This window comes from Ornithinicoccus halotolerans (assembly GCF_009602535.1).
In the GTDB taxonomy this organism is placed as follows: domain Bacteria; phylum Actinomycetota; class Actinomycetes; order Actinomycetales; family Dermatophilaceae; genus Ornithinicoccus; species Ornithinicoccus halotolerans.
Map to the genome: position 1 here is coordinate 1 of NZ_WIQI01000026.1, position 22,628 is coordinate 22,628.

The 22,628-nt window shown below is 74.2% G+C and carries 20 protein-coding genes and 1 riboswitch; of the genes, 7 read left to right on the forward strand and 13 right to left on the reverse strand.

Going from position 1 to position 22,628, the window contains the following annotated elements; translation table 11 throughout:
- Positions 1 to 1,323, forward strand: a 1,323-nt coding sequence (locus tag GFJ45_RS06945) for a hypothetical protein (protein WP_228386631.1), incomplete at its 5' end; no start/stop codon positions are given.
- Positions 1,324 to 1,379: 56 nt separating this feature from the next.
- Positions 1,380 to 1,907 carry a gluconokinase gene (locus tag GFJ45_RS06950; protein ID WP_228386632.1) on the forward strand — a complete coding sequence of 176 codons (528 nt, stop codon included), beginning with the start codon at positions 1,380 to 1,382 and terminating at the stop codon, positions 1,905 to 1,907.
- A gap of 25 nt (positions 1,908 to 1,932) precedes the next feature.
- On the opposite strand, the gene GFJ45_RS06955 is transcribed toward GFJ45_RS06950, so the two are convergent.
- From GFJ45_RS06955 to GFJ45_RS07005, 11 genes are all read right to left on the reverse strand, one after another.
- Positions 1,933 to 3,111: an SPFH domain-containing protein gene (locus GFJ45_RS06955; RefSeq protein ID WP_153395546.1), complete on the reverse strand. Its 1,179-nt coding sequence runs from the start codon at positions 3,109 to 3,111 to the stop codon at positions 1,933 to 1,935.
- Positions 3,112 to 3,116: 5 nt separating this feature from the next.
- The gene (locus GFJ45_RS06960) at positions 3,117 to 3,623 is read right to left on the reverse strand and encodes an NfeD family protein (RefSeq protein ID WP_153395548.1); all 507 of its coding nucleotides are present in this window, start codon (positions 3,621 to 3,623) and stop codon (positions 3,117 to 3,119) included.
- Between the two features lie 92 nt (positions 3,624 to 3,715).
- Positions 3,716 to 4,885 carry an acetyl-CoA C-acyltransferase gene (locus GFJ45_RS06965; RefSeq protein WP_153395550.1) on the reverse strand — a complete coding sequence of 390 codons (1,170 nt, stop codon included), beginning with the start codon at positions 4,883 to 4,885 and terminating at the stop codon, positions 3,716 to 3,718.
- Positions 4,882 to 5,304: a Zn-ribbon domain-containing OB-fold protein gene (locus GFJ45_RS06970; protein WP_153395552.1), complete on the reverse strand. Its 423-nt coding sequence runs from the start codon at positions 5,302 to 5,304 to the stop codon at positions 4,882 to 4,884. The genes GFJ45_RS06965 and GFJ45_RS06970 overlap by 4 nt, the downstream gene beginning before the upstream one ends.
- Positions 5,301 to 6,449: a thiolase family protein gene (locus GFJ45_RS06975; RefSeq protein WP_153395554.1), complete on the reverse strand. Its 1,149-nt coding sequence runs from the start codon at positions 6,447 to 6,449 to the stop codon at positions 5,301 to 5,303. Before GFJ45_RS06975 ends, GFJ45_RS06970 begins: the two co-directional genes overlap by 4 nt.
- Complete coding sequence (locus GFJ45_RS06980; RefSeq protein ID WP_153395557.1) at positions 6,446 to 8,509, reverse strand: acetoacetate--CoA ligase; 2,064 nt, start codon at positions 8,507 to 8,509, stop codon at positions 6,446 to 6,448. Before GFJ45_RS06980 ends, GFJ45_RS06975 begins: the two co-directional genes overlap by 4 nt.
- 22 nt (positions 8,510 to 8,531) lie before the next feature.
- Positions 8,532 to 9,986: a short-chain fatty acid transporter gene (locus GFJ45_RS06985; protein WP_153395559.1), complete on the reverse strand. Its 1,455-nt coding sequence runs from the start codon at positions 9,984 to 9,986 to the stop codon at positions 8,532 to 8,534.
- Positions 9,987 to 10,090: 104 nt separating this feature from the next.
- Entirely contained in the window at positions 10,091 to 11,296 is a 1,206-nt protein-coding gene (gene metX / locus GFJ45_RS06990) for a homoserine O-acetyltransferase MetX (RefSeq protein WP_153395561.1), read from the reverse strand.
- Entirely contained in the window at positions 11,296 to 12,606 is a 1,311-nt protein-coding gene (locus GFJ45_RS06995) for a bifunctional o-acetylhomoserine/o-acetylserine sulfhydrylase (RefSeq protein ID WP_153395563.1), read from the reverse strand. The genes metX and GFJ45_RS06995 overlap by 1 nt, the downstream gene beginning before the upstream one ends.
- A 204-nt stretch (positions 12,607 to 12,810) precedes the next feature.
- Positions 12,811 to 12,924, reverse strand: a riboswitch (SAM riboswitch).
- 210 nt (positions 12,925 to 13,134) lie between these two features.
- Positions 13,135 to 13,461, reverse strand: coding sequence for a hypothetical protein (locus GFJ45_RS07000; protein WP_153395566.1), 327 nt, complete (start codon positions 13,459 to 13,461; stop codon positions 13,135 to 13,137).
- Entirely contained in the window at positions 13,458 to 14,840 is a 1,383-nt protein-coding gene (locus GFJ45_RS07005) for a PspC domain-containing protein (RefSeq protein WP_153395568.1), read from the reverse strand. Before GFJ45_RS07005 ends, GFJ45_RS07000 begins: the two co-directional genes overlap by 4 nt.
- 127 nt (positions 14,841 to 14,967) lie before the next feature.
- Here GFJ45_RS07005 and GFJ45_RS07010 point away from each other — a divergent pair, with 127 nt between their 5' ends.
- The 3 genes from GFJ45_RS07010 to GFJ45_RS07020 all read left to right on the forward strand — a co-directional run bounded on the left by GFJ45_RS07010 (position 14,968) and on the right by GFJ45_RS07020 (position 17,835).
- Positions 14,968 to 16,233, forward strand: coding sequence for an ATP-binding protein (locus GFJ45_RS07010; protein WP_228386633.1), 1,266 nt, complete (start codon positions 14,968 to 14,970; stop codon positions 16,231 to 16,233).
- Positions 16,230 to 16,958 carry a LuxR C-terminal-related transcriptional regulator gene (locus GFJ45_RS07015; RefSeq protein ID WP_153395572.1) on the forward strand — a complete coding sequence of 243 codons (729 nt, stop codon included), beginning with the start codon at positions 16,230 to 16,232 and terminating at the stop codon, positions 16,956 to 16,958. Before GFJ45_RS07010 ends, GFJ45_RS07015 begins: the two co-directional genes overlap by 4 nt.
- A 103-nt stretch (positions 16,959 to 17,061) precedes the next feature.
- A complete protein-coding gene (locus tag GFJ45_RS07020; RefSeq protein ID WP_194288553.1) occupies positions 17,062 to 17,835 on the forward strand; it encodes an SDR family oxidoreductase in 774 nt (257 codons plus the stop codon).
- A gap of 15 nt (positions 17,836 to 17,850) precedes the next feature.
- Here GFJ45_RS07020 and lpdA read toward each other — a convergent pair whose 3' ends face one another.
- Together lpdA and GFJ45_RS07030 are read right to left on the reverse strand one after the other, a co-directional pair.
- Positions 17,851 to 19,248, reverse strand: coding sequence for a dihydrolipoyl dehydrogenase (gene lpdA, locus GFJ45_RS07025; RefSeq protein ID WP_153395576.1), 1,398 nt, complete (start codon positions 19,246 to 19,248; stop codon positions 17,851 to 17,853).
- A 51-nt stretch (positions 19,249 to 19,299) separates the two neighbouring features.
- Positions 19,300 to 20,046 (reverse strand): sulfotransferase family protein, encoded by a 747-nt coding sequence (locus GFJ45_RS07030; RefSeq protein ID WP_153395578.1) that lies wholly within the window; start codon positions 20,044 to 20,046, stop codon positions 19,300 to 19,302.
- Between the two features lie 286 nt (positions 20,047 to 20,332).
- Between GFJ45_RS07030 and GFJ45_RS07035 the strand changes: the two genes are divergently transcribed.
- Entirely contained in the window at positions 20,333 to 22,144 is a 1,812-nt protein-coding gene (locus tag GFJ45_RS07035; RefSeq protein ID WP_153395580.1) for an acetolactate synthase large subunit, read from the forward strand.
- A gap of 41 nt (positions 22,145 to 22,185) precedes the next feature.
- Positions 22,186 to 22,563, forward strand: a complete 378-nt coding sequence (gene ilvN, locus GFJ45_RS07040; RefSeq protein ID WP_323368718.1) for an acetolactate synthase small subunit — start codon at positions 22,186 to 22,188, stop codon at positions 22,561 to 22,563.
- Positions 22,564 to 22,628 lie beyond the last annotated feature (65 nt).

A 22,628-nucleotide genomic window follows, 5' to 3' on the forward strand; every position in this document is an offset into this window, starting at 1 on the left:
GCGTGGACCGTCCGGGCGTGGGCAAGCTGCCCTACTACCGGGCCAAGCGGGTGCAGGAGCAGGAGGCGCTCGCCGGCGCCCGCTGCTACCGCTGCGCCCACGGCCAGCGCCGGAGCCGAGCGGGAGGGAGCGGCCGGCCCGGTCACCGAGGCCGACGCCGTCGCGCTCGCCGGCGCCCTCACCGCCGCGCTCGAGGAGGGGCGGGTGGCCGCGTGGTCCGGTCACTTCGCGCCCGGCCGGCTGCGGGCCCAGCAGCGCGACTGGTTCGCCGCCGTGCAGGCCACCCCGATGACCGTCCGGGCGATGCACCCGCTGCTGCTCACCCCGGCCCGGCCGGGGCGGGACGCCGAGCTGACCATCGGCTTCCGGCACCAGGTCACCGGCGCCGACCTGGTGCCCACCGTGGAGCGGTACCGCTACCTGCTGGCGCGGGCGGGCTCCGGTGAGCTGCTGGTGACCGAGGTCGACGGCGGGGGCCGGCTGGAGGTGGACCACCCGCAGCTGTGGGACCTGGCCCCGACCGCTGTCACGGAGACCGAGCACCTGGTGCTGGTGCACCCCCGCGACCGGGCGGAGGACGTGGCCGAGGCGATGCCGCGGCTGGACCGGGCCGCGGCTGAGGTGCTCGCCGACTTCCCGGTTCCCGGCGTGGACCGGCTCGTCGTGACCGCCGCACCGGGTGACCAGGTGGATCAGGTCTTCGGCGGCGACGTGGAGCAGGTGCTCGGGTTCGCGACCAGCGTGCCGGCCTCGCCCGTGGTGGAGGAGCACGACGGGATGGACATCCTCCCCAGCGAGCGGCAGATCGTCGCTCGCGCCGTCGTCGACCTGGACCAGCTCGTCTGGGAGGTGCAGGATGCTGCCGGCACGCTGCCGGACCCCGAGGGCGGGTCCCCGCTGCTGCGGCACGAGGGCGTGCACGCGCTGATGTTCCTGCGCGAGCCGGGCGTCCGCCCGGCCCGGTGGGTCAGCGAGGGCCTGGCGGGCTGGTACGAGGAGCGGGGCGATGCCCGGACGCGGGCGCTGACCGCCGAGTGGCGCGGCAGCCTGCTGGCGGTCCACGGGGCACCCGAGGGGCTGCCGCCGGCCGACCAGGCGGGGTTCCACAACCAGGACCAGCAGCTGCACTACCTCCTGGCAGCCAGCGTGTTCGAGTACCTGGAGCACGCCTACGGCCCCGAGACCGCCCGCGAGGTCGGGGTCGCGCTGCACGGGGTCTCCGAGAGCGACCGGGCGATCAGCGGGGTGCTGCAGGAGCTCGTTGGCACCGACCTGCTCGGGCTGGAGGCCCGGTGGCTGGACTGGCTGGCCGCCCAGCCATGACCCGGCGGCGCCGCGGTCGCGCCGTTACGCTGGCCCGACCGGCGAAGGAGGTAGCCATGAGCACAGCGGGCAGCCCCCGGCACCTGATCGTCATGGGGGTCTCGGGGTCCGGCAAGAGCACCGTGGCCGCCGGCCTGCAGCAGCGGCTGGGGTGGCCGTTCGCCGAGGGTGACGACTTCCACCCGCCGGCCAACGTCGCCAAGATGAGCGCCGGCACACCGCTGCGCGACGAGGACCGCTGGCCCTGGCTGCGGGCCCTCGCCGGCTGGATCGCCGAGCACGACGCCCGGGGCGAGTCCACGGTGATGACGTGCTCGGCGCTGCGCCGGGTCTACCGGGACGTGCTGCGCAGGGGCAGCCCGGGCGTCTACTTCGTGCACCTCGTCGGCGAGCAGGCGCTGCTGCAGGAGCGGATGGGCGGCCGGGAGGGCCACTACATGCCGCTGACGCTGCTGCAGTCGCAGCTGGGCACCCTGGAGCCGCTCGCGCCCGACGAGGCGGGGCTGGTGTGCGACGTCTCTCGGGCACCGGAGGAGATCACCGCCGAGGTCCTGGCGCACCTGGACCTGCCCGCCCGCGCCTGACCGCCGCGCGGCCACCACCGGCCGCTCAGGGCTGGTCGGGGCGGTCCTGCTGCCCGGGCGTCCCGGGCTCGGCCTCCGGCTGCCCCGGGTCGGGGGGAGCCACTCCGCCCGGTCGCACGCCGAGGTCGGCCGGGCTGGGCCGGTCCGCCTCCCGGGTCGCCCCCTCGGCCTCCTCTCGGGCTCGCCGCAGCGCCTCCCCCGGCTCCTCCAGGTCCGGGGCGTTCAGGTCGTCGTCGCGCAGGCCGCCCTCGGCACCCTCCTTCATCGACCCGGGCGGGCCGTCGAGGTCGGCCCCGGCCGGCTCGCCGCCGTCGGCGCCGCTACCGCCACCGAGGGCGGAGCCGATACCCCGCAGCGCCTGGGTGAGCTCGGTCGGCACGATCCACATCTTGTTGGACTCGCTCTCGGCGATCTTGGGCAGCATCTGCAGGTACTGGTAGGCCAGCAGCTTGCTGTCCGGGTTGCCGGTGTGGATGGCGTCGAAGACCTGCAGGATCGCCCGCGCCTCGCCCTTGGCCTCCAGGATCGCCGCCTGCGCGGTGCCCTCGGCGCGCAGGATCTGGGCCTGCTTCTCACCCTCGGCGGTCAGGATCTGGGACTGCTTGACGCCCTGGGCGTTGAGGATGACGGCCCGCTTGTCGCGCTCGGCGCGCATCTGCTTCTCCATCGCCTCCTGCACGCTGCCCGGCGGGTCGATGGCCTTCAGCTCCACCCGGTTGACGCGGATGCCCCAGCGGCCGGTGGCGTCGTCCAGCACCCCGCGCAGCTGCCCGTTGATCTGGTCGCGGCTGGTGAGGGTCTGCTCCAGGTCCAGCGAACCCACCACGTTGCGCAGCGTGGTGACGGTGAGCTGCTCCACGCCCTGGATGTAGTTGGCGATCTCGTAGGTGGCGGCCTTGGGGTCGGTGGGCTGGAAGTAGATCACCGTGTCGATGTGCACCACCAGGTTGTCGCTGGTGATCACCGGCTGCGGCGGGAAGGAGACGACCTGCTCGCGGAGGTCCACGTTGGAGCGGATCCGGTCGATGAAGGGAATGAGGAAGTGCAGCCCCGGCTCGAGAGTCCGGTGGAAGCGCCCCAGCCGCTCCACGATCAGCGCGGTGGCCTGCGGGACGATCCGCACCGCCCGGGAGATCGCCACCGCCGTGAAGGCGATGAGCAGGAAGAGGACGAGGTAGACAGCGATCTGTGCCGGGTCGGGCATGGCGGTCACCTTCCAGGTGTGCCGGGGTGGCTGGGCGGGTCGGCGTCGTCCGGACGTCCGGACGCGGCCCGGCCGGTCACGACGGCGACCGCGCCGTCGATGCGCTCGACGGTCACGCGCTCACCGGGCCGGTGCCGCTCGTCGGGGGAGTCGGTGCGGGCGCTCCACTCCTCACCGGCGAGCTTGACCAGCCCGGTGGTGTCGGTCACGTCCGACAGCACGATCGCGGTGCGACCGACGTGGGCGGCGGTGTTGGTCCGCTCGCCGGGCCCGGCGGGCTTGATCTTGCGGAGTGCCAGCGGGCGCAGCAGGGCGAGCAGCAGCGCGGCCACGATCACGAACACCAGAACCTGCCCGACGAAGGGCACCCCCAGGGCGGCGGCGCCGGCCGCGGCGATCGCGGCCGCGGCCAGCATGGTGAACACCAGGTCCAGCGAGGCGATCTCCACGAGGCCGAGCACGAGCGCGGCCCCGACCCACCAGAGCCACTGCGTCTCGCCCAGCCAGTCCATCAGCGCTCCTCCTCAAAGCCCCATGCTAGGGCGTCAGCGGGGCGGGCCACGAGGAGTGGGCCGGTCAACGGCCCGGTCAGCGGCTCGTGGCGCTACCGGTCGACGCGCTCGAGCACCACGGCGGCACCCTGGCCACCGCCGCCGCACAGCGCCGCGACACCTACGCGGGCGTCGCGGCGGCGCAGCTCGTGCGCCAGGGTGAGGGCCAGCCGGAAGCCGGTGCCGCCCAACGGGTGGCCCAGCGCGATCGCGCCGCCGTTGACGTTGACGATGTCCAGCGGGACCGACAGCTCGCGCACGCTGGCGGCGACCACCCCGGCGAACGCCTCGTTGATCTCCAGCAGGTCGACGTCGCCGATCGCCAGCCCGGCCCGGTCCAGCGCGGCACGGATCGCCGCAGCCGGCTTCAGGTGCAGGCTGGTGTCGGGCCCGGCCACCTCGGCATACCCCGTGACGCGGGCCAGCGGCACCCGGCCCAGCGCCTCGGCGCGCGCCAGGGACGCGACCACCCCCACCGAAGCGCCGTCACTCATCTGCGAGGCGTTGCCGGCGGTGATCGTGCCCGCCTCCGCGAAGACGGGACGCAGCCCGGCCAGCGACTCCACCGTCACCCCGTCCCGGATGCCCTCGTCGTGGCGCACCTCGCCGCCGGGGGTGGTGACGGGGACGATCTCCTCGGCCAGCCGGCCGGCGTCGCGGGCCGCCGCGGCCAGCTGCTGGGAGCGAGCTGCCAGCTGGTCCTGCTCGGCCCGGCCGATGCCCAGCGCGGTGTTGGCGCGCTCGGACAGCGGGCCCATGCCCTCGTCGCCGAGGGCGCACCACAGCCCATCGGTGACCGTGGTGTCGACCAGCTCGACCGGCCCGGGCCGGGGGACCCCCTCGCGCAGCAGCGCTGCGTGCCGGCCGCGGCTCATCGAGTCGGCCCCACCGACGAGGTAGCTGCTGCCCTCACCGAGCCGGACCCGCCGGGTGGCGTCGGCCACCGCGGCAAGGCCGGCGAGGCACACGTTGTTGAGCGTGATGGCGGGCACGGCGGGGTCCAGGCCGCCGGAGGCCGCGATCTGCCGGGCCGGGTTCTGGCCCTGGCCGCCCTGCAACACGGACCCGAGCAGGGCGCCGTCGGCGTGTCCCAGCTCGGGCGTCCGCCGGAGCAGCTCGGCGACGGCGGCCGCTCCCAGGTCCCGGGCGGAGAGCGCGGCCAGCCCCCGGGTGAACCGCCCGAACGGCGTGCGCGCGCCGTCCAGCAGCACGGCGGTGGTCATGGTTCCTCCTCAGGCTCGAACAGCGGCAGCGGGTGGTCGGCGCCCGCCGTGAAGCGCACCCGCACCGGCATGCCGATCCGGACCTGGCCAGGCTCGCAGCCGACGACCGCGGACAGCATCCGGGGGCCCTCGGCCAGGTCGATCAGCGCGACGACGTAGGGCGTGTCGGGGGCGAACGCGGGATGTCCCGGTTTGTGCACGACGGTATAGGTGGCCACCGTGCCCCGGCCGGAGGCCGGGCGCCAGGCCAGCGCCTCGGCCCAGCAGCGCGGGCACCGGTGCCGGGGGTAGAACACCACGGCGTCGCAGCGCCCGCAGTGCTGCAGCGTCAGCGTCCCCGCGGCCGCGGCGTCCCAGAACGGCTGGCTGACCGGTGTGGGGGTCGGACCGGGCCGGCGCGGGGCGGTGCTGGCGCTCACCGGTCCTCACCTCGCAGCACGAGCGCGGTCGCCTCGCTCATGGTGGCGCCGTTGCCGGTCACCAGGGCCAGCGGCCGCCCACCGACCTGGCGGCTCCCGGCCTCGCCGCGCAGCTGGCGGACCGCCTCGACGACGTGGGACATGCCGCCGGCGAGGTCGGCCTGCCCGCAGGAGAGCTGCCCGCCGTGCGGGTTGAGCGGGAGGGACCCGCGCCAGGTGAGGTCCCGTTCGGCGAGCCAGCGTCCGCCCTGTCCCTTGGCGCAGAGCCCGGCGTCCTCCACCGTGACGGCGAGCATGATGCTGTAGCAGTCATAGAGCGACAGCAGGCCCAGGTCCTCCGGCCCGACCCCGGCCTGCCGGTAGGCGTGGTGGATGGCATCGGCCAGCGGTCCGGCCGTCAGGTCGGGGGCGAAGGCGATCGCCCGGTGGGTGACCTTCTCGCCCGCGCCGGCCAACGTCACGACGGGCCGGCCGGCGGCCGCGGCGCGGTCAGCGCTGGTCACCACCACCGCGGCGCCGCCGGCGCACGGCATCACCACGTCCAGCAGGCCGAGCGGCTCCACCACCGGCGGCGCGGACAGCACGTCGTCGACGGTGAGCGGGCGGCCATGGAAGACCGCCAGCTCGTTGTGCTGGGCGTTCTGGCGCTGGGCCACGACGGCGTGGGCGAGCTGGTCGCGGGTGGTTCCGTAGTCGTGCATGTGCCGCTGAGCGATCAGCGCGTAGGAGGTGTTCGCCCCGGAGGCCCCGAACGGCACGTCGAACTCGCGGATCGGGTTGCGGTTCGGCGAGCGGGGCGGGTCCCCCTCCCGGGTGTTGCCGAGGACGCACAGCACGGTCTCGCACATGCCGGCGGCGATCGCGGCGGCCGCACGCCACACCATGCCGCAGCCGGTGGCGCCGCCCAGGTCGACCACGTTGCTCACCGTCGGCTGCAGCCCGAGGTACTCCGCGACGGTGGCCGGGACGTGCTGGGGGGTCTCACCCACCTGCGGGCCGACCAGCAGGCCGTCCACATCCGCGGGGCTCAGGCCGGCGTCGGCGACCGCCTCGGCTGCCACGTCGGCCAGCGTGCCCAGCGTCGTGGCACCCTCGCTGCGGCGGACGTTGGGCAGCTCGCCGATACCGACCAGTGCGGCGCTCACGCCGACACCGCCGTCACACTCGGGCGCTGTCCGCCGGGCACCGCCGCCGCGGCCTGGCCGATCGCGTCCAGCGCGGTGGGGTTGGCGACCGAGCCGAGGTTGCTCACCGGCTGGGCGGTGGCCGCCTGCAGGGCGGCGCGCTCCATCCGCTTGCCGCTGAGCGTGTACGGCACCTCCGCCACCTGCAGCACCTGGGCGGGCACGTGCCGGGGAGAGGCGTCCTGCCGCAGCGCCGCGCGGACCTCCTCCCGGAGCCCGTCGTCGAGGTCGCGCCCGGGGGCCGGAACGACGAACAGCCACACCTGCACGTCGTCCTCGACCGGCACCCCGACCACGATCGAGTCCGACACCCCAGGCAGCTGCTCCACGACGGCGTAGACCTCCCCTGCGCCGATGCGCACGCCGCCCGGCTTCAGCACGCTGTCAGCGCGCCCGGAGATGACGACCCCGCCGCTGGGGGTGGTGCGGGCCAGGTCGCCGTGCGACCAGATGCCGGGGCGTGCCGCGAAGTAGCTGTCCAGGTAGCGCTGCCGGCCCTCCGGGCCCCAGAACCGCAGCGGCATCGACGGGAACGGCTCGGTGCAGACCAGCTCGCCCTCGCGGCCGTGGACCGGGGCCTGTCGCTCGTCCAGCACGTGCACCGCCATCCCGAGTGCGGGGCCCTGGATCTCACCGCAGCGCACCGGCAGGGTCGGGTTGCCCATGACGAAGCAGCCCAGGATCTCGGTGCCGCCTGAGATCGAGGCCAGGCACAGGTCGGCCTTCACCTCGCGGTAGGTCCACCGGAAGTTGGCCGGCCGCAGCGGCGCCCCGGCCGAGAGCACCATCCGCAGCGGGCCCAGGTCGTGCTCCTGGCCCGGCCGGTAGCCCTGCTCCTCCAGCAGCGACAGGTACTTGGGGCTGGTGCCGAAGTGGGTGGCCCCGGCCCGCTCGGCCACCCGCCACAGCGCCCCGCTGTCCGGCCCGCCGGCGACCCGCGGCAGCGCCGCGCCGTCGTAGAGGACCACCGCCGCGCCACTGGCCCGGGCGGCGACCAGCCAGTGGTACATCATCCAGGCGGTGTTGGTGTAGTAGAGCATCCGGTCACCGGGCCGCAGGTCACAGTGGAGCAGGTGCTCCTTGCGCACGGTGAGCAGCGTCCCGCCGGCCTGGTGCAGGATGCACTTCGGCCGGCCGGTGGTGCCCGAGGTGTAGACGATGTAGAGCGGGTGGTCGAAGGCGAACCGTGGGAACCGGGGCGTGGTCCGGGAGTCGTCGGCCAGCTCCCCGAGCCGGTGCACCGGTCGCGGGCCCTCCGGCACCGGCCCCTCGCCGGTGAGGACGATGTGGCGCAGCGTCGGCAGCTGCGCGGCGACGCGGAGGCCCTTGTCGGCCAGGTCGTGACGGCGCCCGTTGTACAGGTAGTCGTCGGCCACCACCAGCAGGGTGGGGTCGATCTGGCCGAACCGGTCCAGCACGCCCGCGTCCCCGAACTCGGGGGCGCAGCTGGACCAGACCGCGCCGAGCGAGGTGGCTGCCAGCAGGCACACCAGGGAGTCCAGGTCGTTGGGCAACAGCGCGGCGACCCGGTCACCGGGGCCCACGCCCAGCGACTCCAGGCCGGCCTGCGCCGCGGCGACTCGGGCCCGCAGCTCGGCGACGGTCACCCGGGCCTGCTCCCCGTGCTCGTCGGCCTCCACAGCGGCCAGCGCGTCCGGTTCGCCGACGAGCAGGTTCTCCGCCACGTTGAGCCGGGCACCGGGGAAGAACCGGGCGCCGGTCATCCGGTCACCGGCGCCGCTGTCACCGGCGCCGCTCTCGCCGGTGGCCGGCCAGTCGATCGCCGGCCCGCTGCCACGGTCGCCGACGATGCCGGCGAAGTCCCAGAAGGTGTCCCAGAACCGGCCGGGGTCGGCGACCGAGAGGCGGTGCAGCGTGTCGTAGGGCAGCGGCTCGGTTCCCAGCCTGCGGGCGAACGCGGTGATCGCCGCCTGCTCGACCTGCTCGGGGCTGGGGCGCCAGAGGATCTCGCCGTCGCCGGGCTCGGCCGCGGTCGAGGTCGACGGAGTGGGGGTGGTCATCGTGGCGGGTGCTCCTTCCCCGTCAGGAGAGGACGAGCGGCAGCAGGGTGACGCCGAGGGCGAAGATGCCGAAGGCGAAGATCATCGCGACGGCGGTGTAGCCGAGCACGGCGCGCGCCTTGAGGGCGGTCACGCCGAGCAGCGGCAGCATCCACATCGGCTGGATGCCGTTGGTGAGCTGGTCGCCGTAGGAGAACGCCATGACGGTGAGCCCGAGGTCGACGCCCAGCTCCTGGGCGGCCTCGATCAGCAGCGGTCCCTGCACCGCCCACTGCCCACCGGCGGAGGGGACGAACAGGTTGGTGACGGCCGAGCTGAGCATCGCCATCAGCGGGAAGGTGTGCTCGTTCGACACCGCGACCAGCCACCCGGCGAAGACCTTCACCAGGCCAGAGCCGGCCATCATCCCCATGATCCCGGCGTAGAACGGGAACTGCAGCACGATCTGACCGCAGCTGCGGATGCCGTCGTCGACGGCGTGCACGTAGGCCATCGGGGTCCGGTAGGCGATCAGCCCGAGGACCAGCAGCGTCAGGTTGACGATGTTGAGGTTGAGGTCGAACCCGGCGGTGGCGAAGTGGTGCCCGACGTAGACCAGGCCGGCCAGCACGGCGATCGCCGTGAGCACCGGTGAGTTCTCCAGCCGCACCGCCGGGGTCGAGGGCTCCTCGTCGTCGCCGGTAGCGGCTGCCGCGGGGCCCGCGGCGGGCGCGCCCTGACCGGCACCGCCGTCGACCGCGGCGCCCTGGTGACGGGTGCCGCCGACGGTGACGGACTCGGCCTCACGCAGCCGGGCGGCCTCCTCCTCGAGGGCGTCGGGGACCTCCTCCACGTCGGCCTCGGCGGGGTGCATCGCGCGGTACACCAGCGGGATGGTCACCAGGAACAGGACGGCGACCACCAGGTTGGCGGGCGTCAGGATGGTCTGGCTGATGGGGATCAGTCCGACCTGCTCCTGCAGGAAGTGGTCGGCGGTGTTGACCACCAGCGGCGCGGAGGCGGAGAAGCCCGAGTTGAAGATCAGCAGCCCGGAGAACCCGGCGGCAGCGGCCAGCGGGTAGTGGACCCGGATGCCGCGGCGCCGGGCCTGCAGCGACACCTCCCGAGCGGCGATCGCGCCGATGATCAGGCCAAGCCCCCAGCTGAGCAGCCCGAACACGATGGCCAGGACGGTGACCAGCAGGATCGCCTGCCCCGGTGTCCTCGGCAGCGAGGCGGCCCAGCGCACCACGCGCCGCGCCGGAGGGGAGGAGGCCAGCACGTAGCCGAACAGCAGGATCGCCACCATCTGCATGGAGAAGGTGAGCAGCTCCCAGAACCCGTCCCCCCAGTGCAGCACCATCTCGACCGGGCCGGAGGGGGTCAGCAGCAGTCCGAGGAGGTAGACGACGGCCGAGAGGATGATCGCGAAGATGAACGGGTTGGGGATGTAGCGGCGGGAGAGGCTGGTGCAGAACGCGCCGGCGGCTCGCAGCATGAGGACGTGCTCCTCCAGGGACAGGCGGGGATGGACCTCCGCCGGGGGCAGGAAGGGTTCGGGGTAGACGTGACAGGGTGAGGTGGCGCCTCAGCGCGGGATCGTCACCACAGGCCGGAGGCGAGCAGCCGCCGCGGCACCGCGGCCGGCTGCCCGGCTGGGTCTGTCGTGGCCGCCGCGGCCGCCGGGGCCGCAGGGAGCGGCTCGGCCGGCTCCTCGCCGAGCGCGCGGCGCACCAGGGCCGCTACCTGCTCGACCTCGATGAGGAAGGCGTCGTGCCCGAACGGCGAGGAGATGGTGACCAGCTCCCGGCAGGCCGGCGCCTGGGCGATGACCTCCCCGTCCGCCGGACGGTAGAGCCGGTCGCTGTCCACCACCGCGACGGTCAGCTCGGCGGTGATGCGGCGCAGCGCGGTCTCGATGCCGCCGCGGTCACGCCCGATGTCGTGGCCGTTCATCGCCTCGGTGAGCTGCAGGTAGGAGTTGGCGTCGAAGCGGCGCACCAGCTTGCGGCCGTGGTGCTGCAGGTAGGACTGCACCGCGTAGCGACCGCCGTGGGCCGGGTCCTCACCGTCCTGGTGCCGCCGGCCGAACCGGGTGTCGAGCTCGGCGGCCGACCGGTAGGTGGCGTGCGCGATCTGCCGGGCGACCTCGAGCCCGGCCCGCGGGCCGGGGCCCGGGTAGTAGTCGCCGCCGTGGAAGGCCGCGTCGGTGCGGATGGCGTGCAGCTGCGGCGTCGTCCAGCCGATCTGGTCGGCCGTCGCGGCGGCGCAGGTGGCCAGCGCCAGGCAGCGCCGCACCCGCCCCGGGAAGGTGACGGCCCACTCCAGCGCCCGCATCCCGCCCATCGAGCCGCCCAGCACGGCGGCGAAGGAGCGGATCCCGAGCGCCTCGGCCAGCAGTGCCTCGGCCCGCACCTGGTCCCGGATCGTGACGGTGGGGAACGTCGAGCCCCAGGGTGTCCCGTCCGGGCCCGGGGTCGAGGGGCCGGTGCTGCCGCCGCAGCCGCCGACGGCGTTGGGGGCGATCACGAACCAGCGGTCGGTGTCCAGCGCCCGCCCCGGGCCGACCAGCCCGGGCCACCAGCCCGGGGTGGGCTGCCCCGGCCCGGCCGGTCCCTCGACGTGCGCGTCGCCGGTGAGCGCGTGGAGCACCAGGACGGCGTTGTCGCCGGCCTCGTTCAGCTGTCCCCACGTCTCGAAGGCGACATGCGTGTCGGGCAGCGTGGCGCCGGACTCCAGCCGCAGCTCGCCGACCGCCACCGTCCGCCGGCCGGACCACCGGGTCCCGCTCGTGTCGTCCGCGGCCATCACGCCACCTTGGCGGCGCGGAACCCGGTCTCCAGGTCGGCGATGATGTCGTCGACGTGCTCGATGCCGACCGCCAGCCGCACCAGGCCGGGGGTGACGCCCGCGGCGCGCTGGGCCTCCTCCCCGAGCTGGGAGTGCGTGGTGGAGGCGGGGTGGATCACCAGCGACCGCACGTCGCCGATGTTGGCCACGTGGGAGTGCAGCTCCAGCGCCGAGACGAACCGGCGGCCGGCCTCCGCGCCGCCGGCGATCTCGAACGCCAGCACCCCGCCGGCGCCCTGCGGCAGGTAGCGGCGCGCCAGCTCGTGGGAGGGGTGTCCGGGCAGTCCGGGGTAGGCGACCGACTCCACCTGCTCGTGGCCCAGCAGCCACTCGGCGACCCGCTGGGCGTTGCTGACGTGGCGCTCGATCCGCAGCGACAGCGTCTCCAGGCCCTGCGCGATCAGGAAGGCGTTGAACGGGGCGGCGGCCGGCCCCAGGTCACGCAGCAGCTGCACCCGCGCCTTGAGGATGTAGGACAGGTTCGCGCCCAGCGCCCCACCTTCGCCGAGGTCCCGGGCGTAGACCAAGCCGTGGTAGCTCTGGTCGGGGGTGTTGAAGCCGGGGAACCGCTCCGGGTAGCGGCCGTAGTCGAACCGGCCGCTGTCGACGACCACCCCGGCGATCGCGGTGCCGTGGCCGCCGAGGTACTTGGTCGCCGAGTGGACCACCACGTCGGCGCCGTGCTCGATCGGACGGGTCAGGTACGGGGTGGCGATGGTGTTGTCCACGATCAACGGCACGCCCACGTCGTGAGCGACGGCCGCGACCGCCTCGATGTCGAGCACGTCACCGCTGGGGTTGGAGATGCTCTCGCCGAAGAAGACCTTGGTGCGCTCGTTCGCGGCCGCGCGCCAGGACTCGGGGTCGGCCTGGTCGGCCACGAAGGTGACGTCGATGCCGAACTTGGGGAGGGTCACGGCGAACAGGTTCTGGGTGCCGCCGTAGAGGCTCGGGGAGGCGACGACGTGGTCGCCGCTCTCGGCCACGTTGAGGATGGCCAGCGTCTCGGCGGCCTGGCCGGAGGCGACCAGCAGCGCGCCGACGCCGCCCTCGAGGTCGGCGACCCGGGCCTCGACCGCCTCGTTGGTGGGGTTGCCGATACGGGTGTAGATCGGGCCCAGCTCGGCGAGGGCGAACCGGTTCGCGGCCTGCTCGGCGTCGTCGAAGACGAACGAGGTGGTCTGGAAGATGGGCAGCGCGCGGGCGCCGGTGCCGGCGTCGGGCTGCTGGCCTGCGTGGATCTGTCGGGTGTCGAAGGACCAGCTCATGGGGTGTGCTCCGTCGGGTGTCGGTGGGGCGAGGGGCGGGGGTTGCGGGCGCGCTCGCCACCACACGTCACCACGCCGACGCGGTCACAGGCGGTCGGCGTCGGCAGGACGCACAGGGTGGCGAGCTCGAGCTCAGCAGCCACACATTCGACGGGTCACAGCGGCGCTCCTTCGGTCGGCGTCGGCTGGGCCCCTCGTGCGAGTGGCCCGCGCTTGCAGGCCGCCGGTGCGGCCTGCCAGGTCATCACCCGGGGCACCCCACCGCGAGTGGAGGGTTGCCGCCCAGCGAGCCGGGGCTTGGCGCTGGGACTCTTGACCTGGGCGATAGTTAACGGCACGCGCGGGATGAAGTCAATGCGGGCAGCAGCCGCTACGAGCGGTCCGTGATGAAGATCCCTCGGTGAGAAGGCGGCGTCTCCGAAGTAGAGGCCGGCCCGCGGGGCCGGGAGGGCTCGCGCCATGCGAGCCGACGCCCTGCCGGTCACCGCATCGTTCGCGGCTGTGGCCCTGGTCACAGCCCCGCCGCGGCTACCTCCGCCGGCCCAGCACCAGCCCCAGCGCGCCGACGACCGCGACCAGCGCGCCGATGCCGGCGAGCGCGAGCGGGCCGGCCAGCTGCCAGTCGACGGACAGGTCGACCAGCTGCAGCACCAGCACCGCCACGGCGACCGCCAGGCACACCAGGCCCAGCGTCATGGTGGGCCAGGACGGGCCGGTCGGCTCGAGGGTGTCCGGCTCGCTGGTGTCCGGCTGCGTGGTGTTCGGCTGGGTGGTGTCCGGCTCGGCCGGCTCCGGCCAGGGCTCGCCGGTGATGATCGGGGTGGTCGCGTCGGGCCGGTCGTCGTGCGTGCTCATGCGGTGTCCTCTCGTACGCTGACCTCCCCGATCCCGACCCGCAGCCGCAGGTCGAGGTCGGGGGCGGTGGCTGGGTCGTCGGTGCCCTCACCCGTGACGATCTGCTCGGTGATGGCCAGGCCGGCGGTGCTCTGCCGGGGCGGGCCGATGCCGCCCGCGGTGTCGTCGCGCAGCGTGATCGCGCCCACACCGGTGCCGCCGTCGACGTGGACGACCATGTCCTCGGGGACGCGCACCACGAGCTGGCCGACGTCGACCCACGCGTGCACCTCGGCGCCCGGCGGCAGCTCGTCGCCCGCCAGCTGCCGCAGGTCCAGCACCGCGACGCCCATGCCGTGCCGGTACTCGGCCGGCTCGCCGGCGGACAGCGCGGCCGCGGCCGGGCGCCAGGTCTGCTCGCCGAACCGGGTGCTGGGGCGGTAGTTGTCCGGGGCCGGCGCCGCGAGCAGGGTGGCCAGCAGTGTGAGGACCGCCAGCCCTCCGGCCAGGCCGGCCCGGCGTCCGGTCAGCCCGAGCGCCAGCACGACGGCCCCCAGCAGCGCCAACGTGCCGGCCACCGCGACGGAGAACGGGTTGCCGGGCCAGTCGGCGGTGATGCCGCCCCACCACAGGCCACCGAGAACGGCCAGGGCCAGGCCGAGCACCAGCAGCGAGAGCGCTGCTCCCGGACCGCGTCGTCGCTCCCGCACCGGCGGGGCCGGCGGGTAGCCGCCCGGCGGGGGCGGCAACGGTGCGCCGGTGGCCGCGGACGGGGCCGGGGGAGTGCCGGCGGAGGTCGAGGCCGAGGCCGGGGCGGTGACGGTCGTGGTCGTGCCCGAGGGCGAGGGTGGCGGTGGCGGCGCGGTGCCGGGAGCCGGCATGGCAGGGCCTTGCCTGGTCTGCCGGCGACCCAGCGTCCACACCACGGCCCAGACCGCGAGCAGCACGATGGTCACCCAGACCAGCAGGGCGGCCAGGCTCCAGGAGCCGCCGCCCCAGGCGTCCCACCAGGGCAGGTTGCCCAGCGCCACGATGGCGGTGACGATCAGCAGCACGATGGAGCCGGCCTCGCCACCACGGACCGCACGCTCCAGGTGCGGCGGGGTGTCGTGCTCGGGGACCAGCAGCCACCCCAGCAGGTAGAGGCTGACCCCGAAGCCCCCCAGCAGCGCCAGCAGCACGAACGCCACCCGGACGATCGCCGGGTCGATCCCGAGGCGGTGGGCGACGCCGGAGCAGACGCCGGCCAGCCACCGGTCCTCACCCCGGCGCAGGTCGATCGATCGCAGCGAGGTGAAGAAGCGGTCGATCGGTGACCCGTCCGGTGGCTCTCCGGCGCGGTCATGCGGCGGCGGTTCGGGTGCGGCACCGGGGGTACCCGGCGGCGGAGTGCTCGTCATGGCATCCACTCTCCGATGCCGGTGGTCCCGGCCGCCATGGGGGTCGACCCTGAGCCACCCCGGAGCCGACCCTGACCAGGGCTTGTGGAGGGCGACTCGAGCCGACTGGCTGCGCCAGGATGGGGGCGTGGACAGCAGCCCCGCCCCCGTCGCCCCGGTCCCGGGGCAGCCGCAGCGTCGGCTGCGCCGGCCCGTCGAGGGGCGGGTCCTCGGCGGGGTCTGCGCCGGGCTGGCCCAGCACCTGTCCGTGCACGTCGGGTTCGTGCGGGTGGCCTTCGTGCTCCTGCTCACCGTCCCGCTCGGGCTGGGGCTGGTCGCCTATGCCCTGCTGTGGGCCGTGGTCCCGCAGGAGGAGGTCGACGGTGAGGCGACCACGGCCACCCGCCCGGGCCGCACCCGCGCCGGGTCCGCCTCGCCGTGGTGGCTGCTCCTGGCCGGGCTGACCATGCTGGTGATCGGGCTCGCGTGGTGGCTGCAGGTCGAGGAGCGGGTCGACCTGCAGCTGGACGTCTGGGTCCCCGTGGCGGTCGTCGCGGTGGGAGCGGCGGTCGTCTGGCAGCAGCTGGACCTGTCCACCCGCCGGCGGTGGCGCCCGCTGGACACCCAGCGCGTCACCCAGGCCCGCCTTCGTGTCGCCGCCGGCCTGGCGCTGGCGGTCGTCGGGCTGGTGCTGCTGGCCTCCCGGGGCCGCACCCTGGCCGACGTGCTGGACGTGGCCATGGGTGCGCTGGTGGTGCTGGCCGGGATCGGGGTGATCGCGGCGCCCTACGGGCTGCAGATGTGGCGCGACCTGCAGACCGAGCAGTCCGAGCGGGCGCGGCAGGCCGAGCGCGCCGACATCGCCGCCCACCTGCACGACTCGGTGCTGCAGACGCTGGCCCTCATCCAGCGCCGCGCCGACCACCCCGCCGCGGTGGCCCGGCTGGCGCGGGCCCAGGAGCGGGAGCTGCGCGGCTACCTCTACGGCGGCCCGGCTCGGCGCGACCCGGGCGCCTCGCTGGCCGCTGCCGTCGAGGAGGCCGCCGCGGAGGTCGAGGACGCCCATGGCCTCGCCATCGGGCTGGTCGTGACCGGTGACCGGCCGGTGGACGAGCCGGGCCGCGCCCTGGTGCTGGCCCTCAAGGAGGCGCTGCACAACGCCGCCCGGCACGGCGCCCCGCCGGTCTCGGTCTACGTCGAGGCGGGCAGCTCCCGGGTGGAGGCGTTCGTGCGCGACCACGGGCCCGGCTTCGACCCGGCCCAGGTGCCGCACGACCGGCTCGGCGTGCGGGAGTCGATCGTGGGGCGGATGCGCCGCCACGGCGGCGCCGCCGAGGTCCGCCGCCGCGACCCGGGCACCGAGGTGCGCCTGCTGCTACCCGTCGACCACCGACCCGAGGAGGTCCCCCGATGAGCCAGCCGAGCCCACCTGACCCCCGCAGCGCGGCGAGGGCCCAGCCCCGGCCGCCCGTCCGGTTGGTGCTGGTCGACGACCACCGGCTGGTGCGCGCCGGGGTGCGTGCCGAGCTGGCCGACGTGGCCGGGGACCGGCTGCAGGTCATCGGGGAGGCCGGCGCGGTGGAGGAGGCGGTCGCCGTCGTGCAGCGGGCCAAGCCCGACGTGGTGCTGCTCGACGTGCACCTGCCCGGCGGTGAGGGCCGGGGCGGCAGCGACGTGCTGCGCGGTTGCGCGGGGCTGACCACCGAGGACGGCCGCCCGGTGCGGTTCCTGGCGCTGTCGGTCTCCGACGCCGCCGAGGACGTGATCGCGGTCATCCGGGCCGGCGCCCGCGGCTACGTCACCAAGTCGATCAGCGGCCGGGAGCTCGCGCAGGCCGTCGTGCGGGTCGCCGACGGGGACGCGGTGTTCAGCCCGCGGCTGGCCGGCTTCGTGCTGGACGCCTTCGGTGCGGCGGCCGGGGAGGTCGCCGAGGTCGACGAGGAGCTCGACCGGCTCAGCGCCCGGGAGCGTGAGGTGATGCGGCTGATCGCGCGCGGGTACCAGTACAAGGAGGTGGCCAAGGAGCTGTTCATCTCCGTCAAGACGGTCGAGACCCACGTCTCCTCGGTGCTGCGCAAGCTGCAGCTGTCCTCCCGCCACGAGCTCACCGCCTGGGCGGTGCGGCGCCGGCTGCTGTGACGAGGTGCTTCCCCGCCACGGCTACGGGACACCCATGCCGGGGAAGGTAGTGGCACCGGGCCGAGGGCTGTCGCGGCGCGGCTGGGCGTGCCACAGTGAACGGATGCGGCTGGCGGTCGTGGGCGCGACGGGGACGGCGGGGCGGCACGTGCAGGAACTGGCGCGCTCGCGGGGCCACGAGGTGGTCCCCATCGCTCGTAGCCTCGGGATCGACGCGGCGAGCGGCCGCGGGCTGGCGAAGGCGCTCGCGGGGGTGGAGGCGGTCGTCGACGTCACGAACCGGCAGTCCCAGCGCCGCGGCGTGGCCGAGCGGGCACTCACCGCGGCCGCCCGCACGCTGCAGCGGGTCGGTGCGGAGGCCGGGGTCGGCCACCACGTGCTCGTCTCGATCGTCGGCGTGGACCGTCCGGGCGTGGGCAAGCTGCCCTACTACCGGGCCAAGCGGGTGCAGGAGCAGGAGGCGCTCGCCGGCCCGCTGCCGGTGACCGTGCTGCGCACCACGCAGTGGTTCGAGTTCGCCGACACGATGCTGCAGCTGACCGGCCGGGGGCCGGTGGTGCTCGCGCCGCGGATGCCCCGGCTGCAGCCGGTGGCCGTGCGCGCCGTGGCGGCCCGGCTGGTCGACCTCGCCGAGACCGGCCCGCCGGACCACGGCGCGACCGCCGCGCGGGTGGAGCTGGCCGGGCCCGCCGAGCTGTCGCTGCGCTCCCTGGTCACCGCGGTGCTGACGGCGCGCCGGGACCGCCGGCTGCTGGTCGAGGTGCCGTTCCCGGCGCCCCGGCAGGTGCGCCGCGCGATCGCCGAGGGCGGGCTGCTCCCCGGGCCGAGCGCCGAGCGGGACAGCACCACCCTCGACGCCTGGCTGCGCGGGCAGTAGCGGCGGCCGGCCGGGTCAGAGGTTGATCATGTGCCCGGCGATGCCCTCGATGGCCTCCTTGACCGACTCGCCGAGGGTCGGGTGGGCGAAGATGTTGCGGGCCACCTCGTCGGCGCTCAGGTCCCAGCGCTGGGCCAGCGTGAGCACCGGCAGCAGCTCGGTGACGTCCGGGCCGATGAGGTGGGCGCCGATGATCTCGTTGTGCTCGGCGTCGGCCACCACCTTGACGAAGCCCGAGGTGTCTCCGAGGCCCATCGCCTTGCCGTTGGCGGTGAACGGGAACTTCGCGGTCTTGACGTCGTAGCCCTTCTCCTTGGCCTGGTCCTCGGTGTAGCCGAAGGAGGCGATCTGGGGCTGGCAGTAGGTGGCGCGGGGGATGAAGTCGAACTCGATCTCCATGGTCTCCGCGCCGGCGATCGTCTCGGCCGCGACCACGCCCATCGCCTCGGCGGTGTGCGCCAGCATCAGCTTGCCGGTGACGTCACCGATGGCGTAGACCCCGTCGACCGAGGTGCGGCCCCGGCCGTCCACCTCGATGCCGCGGCGGTCGGTGGTGCGGACGTCGAGGTTCTCCAGACCGTAGCCCTCCAGCCGCGGGGCGAAGCCGGTCGCCTGCAGCACCTTGTCGGTCTCGATGACCTGGGAGTCGCCGCCGCCCGCCGGGGAGACGGTGACCGTGACCTTCTCGCCGGAGTCGTCGATCTCCTCGACCTTGGTGGAGGTCATGACGTTCACGCCCAGCCGCTTGTAGTGGCGGGCCAGCTCCTTGGAGACCTCCGGGTCCTCGGTCGGGACCATCCGGTCCAGGAACTCCACGATGGTGACGTCGACGCCGAAGTTGGCCATGACGTAGGCGAACTCCACGCCGATCGCGCCCGAACCGGCGATGACGATGCTCCCGGGCAGCTCGTCGCTGAGGATCTGCTCCTCGTAGGTCACCACCCGCTCCGACAGGCTGGTGCCCGGCACCAGCTTGGTGGTCGCGCCGGTGGCGATGATGAGGTTGTCGAAGGTGAGCTCGCGCTCGCCGTCGTCGCCGGCGACCGTCATCGACGTCGGGGACGTGATGGTGCCCCAGCCGTGCACCTCGGTGATCTTGTTCTTCTTCATCAGGAAGTGCACGCCCTTGACGATGCCGTCGGACACCTTGCGGGACCGGGCATGCGTGGGGCCGTAGGCCATGGTGGCCTCGCCCTCGATGCCGAACTTGTCCTTCTCCTTGGTCAGCAGGTGGGAGAGCTCGGCGTTGCGCAGCAGCGCCTTGGAGGGGATGCAGCCGACGTTGAGGCACACCCCGCCCCAGTACTTCTCCTCCACGACGGCGACCTGCTTGCCCAGCTGAGCCGCGCGGATCGCGGCGACGTACCCACCGGGCCCGGCACCGAGGACAACGACGTCAAAGTGATCGGCCATGGGCGCCAGTATGCCGGTCGGCCGCCGCGGCGCGAAGGCGAGGGCGGGGCGTCAGGTGCGCCACTCCGGCAGCTCGTCCCCGACCAGCTCGCGCAGCCGCTGGACGTCGTCGGCCACCTGCCGGGCCACCTCGGTGCGCAGCCGGCCGTCGACCTCCAGGTCGGCGTCGGCGGTGTGGAACCGGCGGCCGTGCTGCGGACCCCGCCAGTGCGGGTCCACCCCGACGTGGCGGTAGACCGCCGGCATCACGGCGTCCGGGTCCCGCAGCAGCCGCTCCTGCACCACGACGTGGAGCTGCTCGCGCCGGAACCACGTTAGGAACGGCGCGACCCGCTCGTGGTAGCGGCTGCGCGCCAGGTACTGGCTGCGGGGGTCCAGCAGCGCCTCCCGGATCGGGCGGCGCTCGTCACCCTCGCGGTGGTGGTGCAGGTACTGCGAGACCGCCCGCTCCACGGGGTCGCGCACCAGGTAGAGCAGCCGGGCGCCGGGCACCACCGCGGCCATCCGGGCCGGCACCTCGGGGCTGGTGGGGGCGGTGTAGGCCGGCGAGGACTCCCCGCGCGCCGGGGCGGTCCCGTCGAACTGCCGGGCGTACCAGGCCACGCCCCGGTGCCACTGCCCGGTGAGCCACCACCGGTCCTCGTCGTCGTGCGGGGGCCGGTCCGGGCCGTTGAAGAAGTTCAGCTCCTTGGGCCGCGACATGCTCACCTCGGGGTGCCCGTCGAGGTGCTCGTGCATGGCGCTGGTGGCGCACTTCATGGCGCCGATCACGATGAGGGTCGGCAGCGCGGCGGGCATGGCGCCACGATGGCACGCGAGGGACCCCTCGGGCGGGACGGCCGGAGCCGGGAGGGGACCGGAAACATCGGATGTGACCCGGTTCACTGGCGCTCAGCCCTTGACAGCCACTGCCGGGTGGGCTTGGCTAGGACACATGCAGTTCGCCCTCGTACTTATTAGCTCAGGACGCGTCACGCGGTAGCCACCGACCGACGACGCGTCCTCCCCTCGTTTGCCCGCCGGGCCGAGGGGTTTTTTGTTGCTCGGACACCGCTCGCCCGCCACCACCGAAGGACCCACCGCCATGACAGCCCAGCCCACGCAGACCCCGCCCGTCACCGGGAGCGCTGCCGACCCGGCGGCGCCCGCCGCCGCCCCAGCCAACGGGGCCGAGGCGCTCGTGGCGACCCTCGAGCGGATCGGGGTCAGCGACATCTTCGGCCTGCCGGGCGGGGCCGTGCTGCCGCTGTACGACGCGCTGTACCAGTCCAGCCGGATCCGCCACATCCTGGTGCGTCACGAGCAGGGCGCCGGCCACGCCGCCCAGGGCTACGCCTCGGCCACCGGTCGGGTCGGGGTCTGCATGGCCACCTCCGGGCCGGGCGCGACCAACCTGGTCACCCCGCTGGCGGACGCCAACATGGACTCGGTGCCGATGGTGGCGATCACGGGGAACGTGCCCAGCAGCTCGATCGGCTCGGACGCCTTCCAGGAGGCCGACATCCGCAGCATCACGATGCCGGTCACCAAGCACAGCTTCCTGGTCACCGACCCCGACCAGATCGCCCCCACCCTGGCCAGTGCCTTCCACATCGCCAGCAGCGGCCGGCCCGGCCCGGTGCTGGTCGACGTCAGCAAGGACGCCCTGGTGAGCGCGGTCGACCCGGCCACGCTGACCGACCTGGCGCTGCCGGGCTACCGGCCGGTGACGGCTCCCCGCCCGGAGGCGGTCCGCGACGCGGTCTCGCTGATGCTGCAGGCCCGGCGCCCGGTGCTCTACGTCGGCGGCGGCGTCGTCCGCGCCGGGGCGGACAGGGAGCTGCGGTCGCTGGCCGAACTGTCCGGGATCCCGGTGGTGACCACGCTGATGGCCCGCGGGGCCTTCCCCGACAGCCACCCACAGCACATGGGCATGCCGGGCATGCACGGCACCGTCGCGGCCGTCGGGGCGCTGCAGAAGAGCGACCTGATCATCAGCCTGGGCGCCCGGTTCGACGACCGGGTCACCGGCAAGCTGGACTCCTTCGCCCCGCACGCCCGGGTCATCCACGCCGACATCGACCCGGCCGAGATCGGGAAGAACCGGGCGGCCGACGTCGCGCTGGTGGGCGACGCCCGGGAGACCATCGGGCAGCTGGTCGCCGAGCTGACCGATCGCACCCGCTCCGGTGCCGCCGGCGACTACGAGGAGTGGGTCGGCTTCTGCACCCGCACCAAGGCCCGGTACCCGCTGGGCTACGAGACGCCGGCCGACGGCTCGCTGGCCCCGCAGTACGTGATCGAGCGGATCAACGCGATCAGCGGCAGCGGCCCGGACTCGGTCTACGTCGCCGGGGTCGGGCAGCACCAGATGTGGGCCAGCCACTTCGTGAGCTACGAGCACCCGCGCACCTGGCTCAACTCCGGTGGCCTGGGCACCATGGGCTACGCCGTGCCCGCCGCGATGGGCGCCAAGGTCGCCCGCCCGGAGGCCACGGTGTGGGCCATCGACGGTGACGGCTGCTTCCAGATGACCAACCAGGAGCTGGCCACCTGCGCCGTCGAGGGCATCCCCATCAAGGTGGCCATCATCAACAACGCCGCCCTCGGGATGGTCCGGCAGTGGCAGGCGCTGTTCTTCAGCGAGCGCTACAGCCACTCCGGGCTGCCCTCGATGCAGGTGCCCGACTTCGTCACCCTCGCCGAGGCCTACGGCTGCCTGGGCCTGCGGTGCGACCGGCCCGAGGACGTGGACGCCACCGTCGAGGCCGCCATGGCCGTCAACGACCGACCCGTCGTCGTCGACTTCCAGGTCCACAAGGACGCCATGGTCTGGCCCATGGTCCCCGCCGGCACCAGCAACGACGCGATCCAGTACGCCCGCGACCTCAAGCCCACCTTCCTGGAGGACGAGTGACCACCGCCGCCGCCACCCCACCGAGCACCAGACCCGCCACCATGACCACCGCACCCATCGCCGCGGCCGAGCGCGCCGCTACCCGAAAGGGCACCACCATGAGCCGACACGCACTGTCCGTCCTGGTCGAGAACAACCCCGGCGTCCTGGCCCGGGTCTCGGTCCTGTTCGCCCGCCGCAGCTTCAACATCGACCACCTGGTCGTCGGTCCCACCGAGGACCCGAAGGTCTCCCGGATGACCATCGTCGTCAACGTCGGGACCGAGCAGCTGCACAAGGTCACCAACCAGCTGGACAAGCTGATCGAGGTGATCCACATCGAGGAGCTGGACGACGCGGCCGCCATCCGCGAGCGGCTCTGGGCGATCAACGACAACGGCCCGCGCCCGGTCGGCGCCATGGCCGCCGCTTGGGGCTGACCCGACCGGACCACCCGCACTCGCCCCCTCCACTCACCACCCGCACCAACCCCCATCCCCGACCC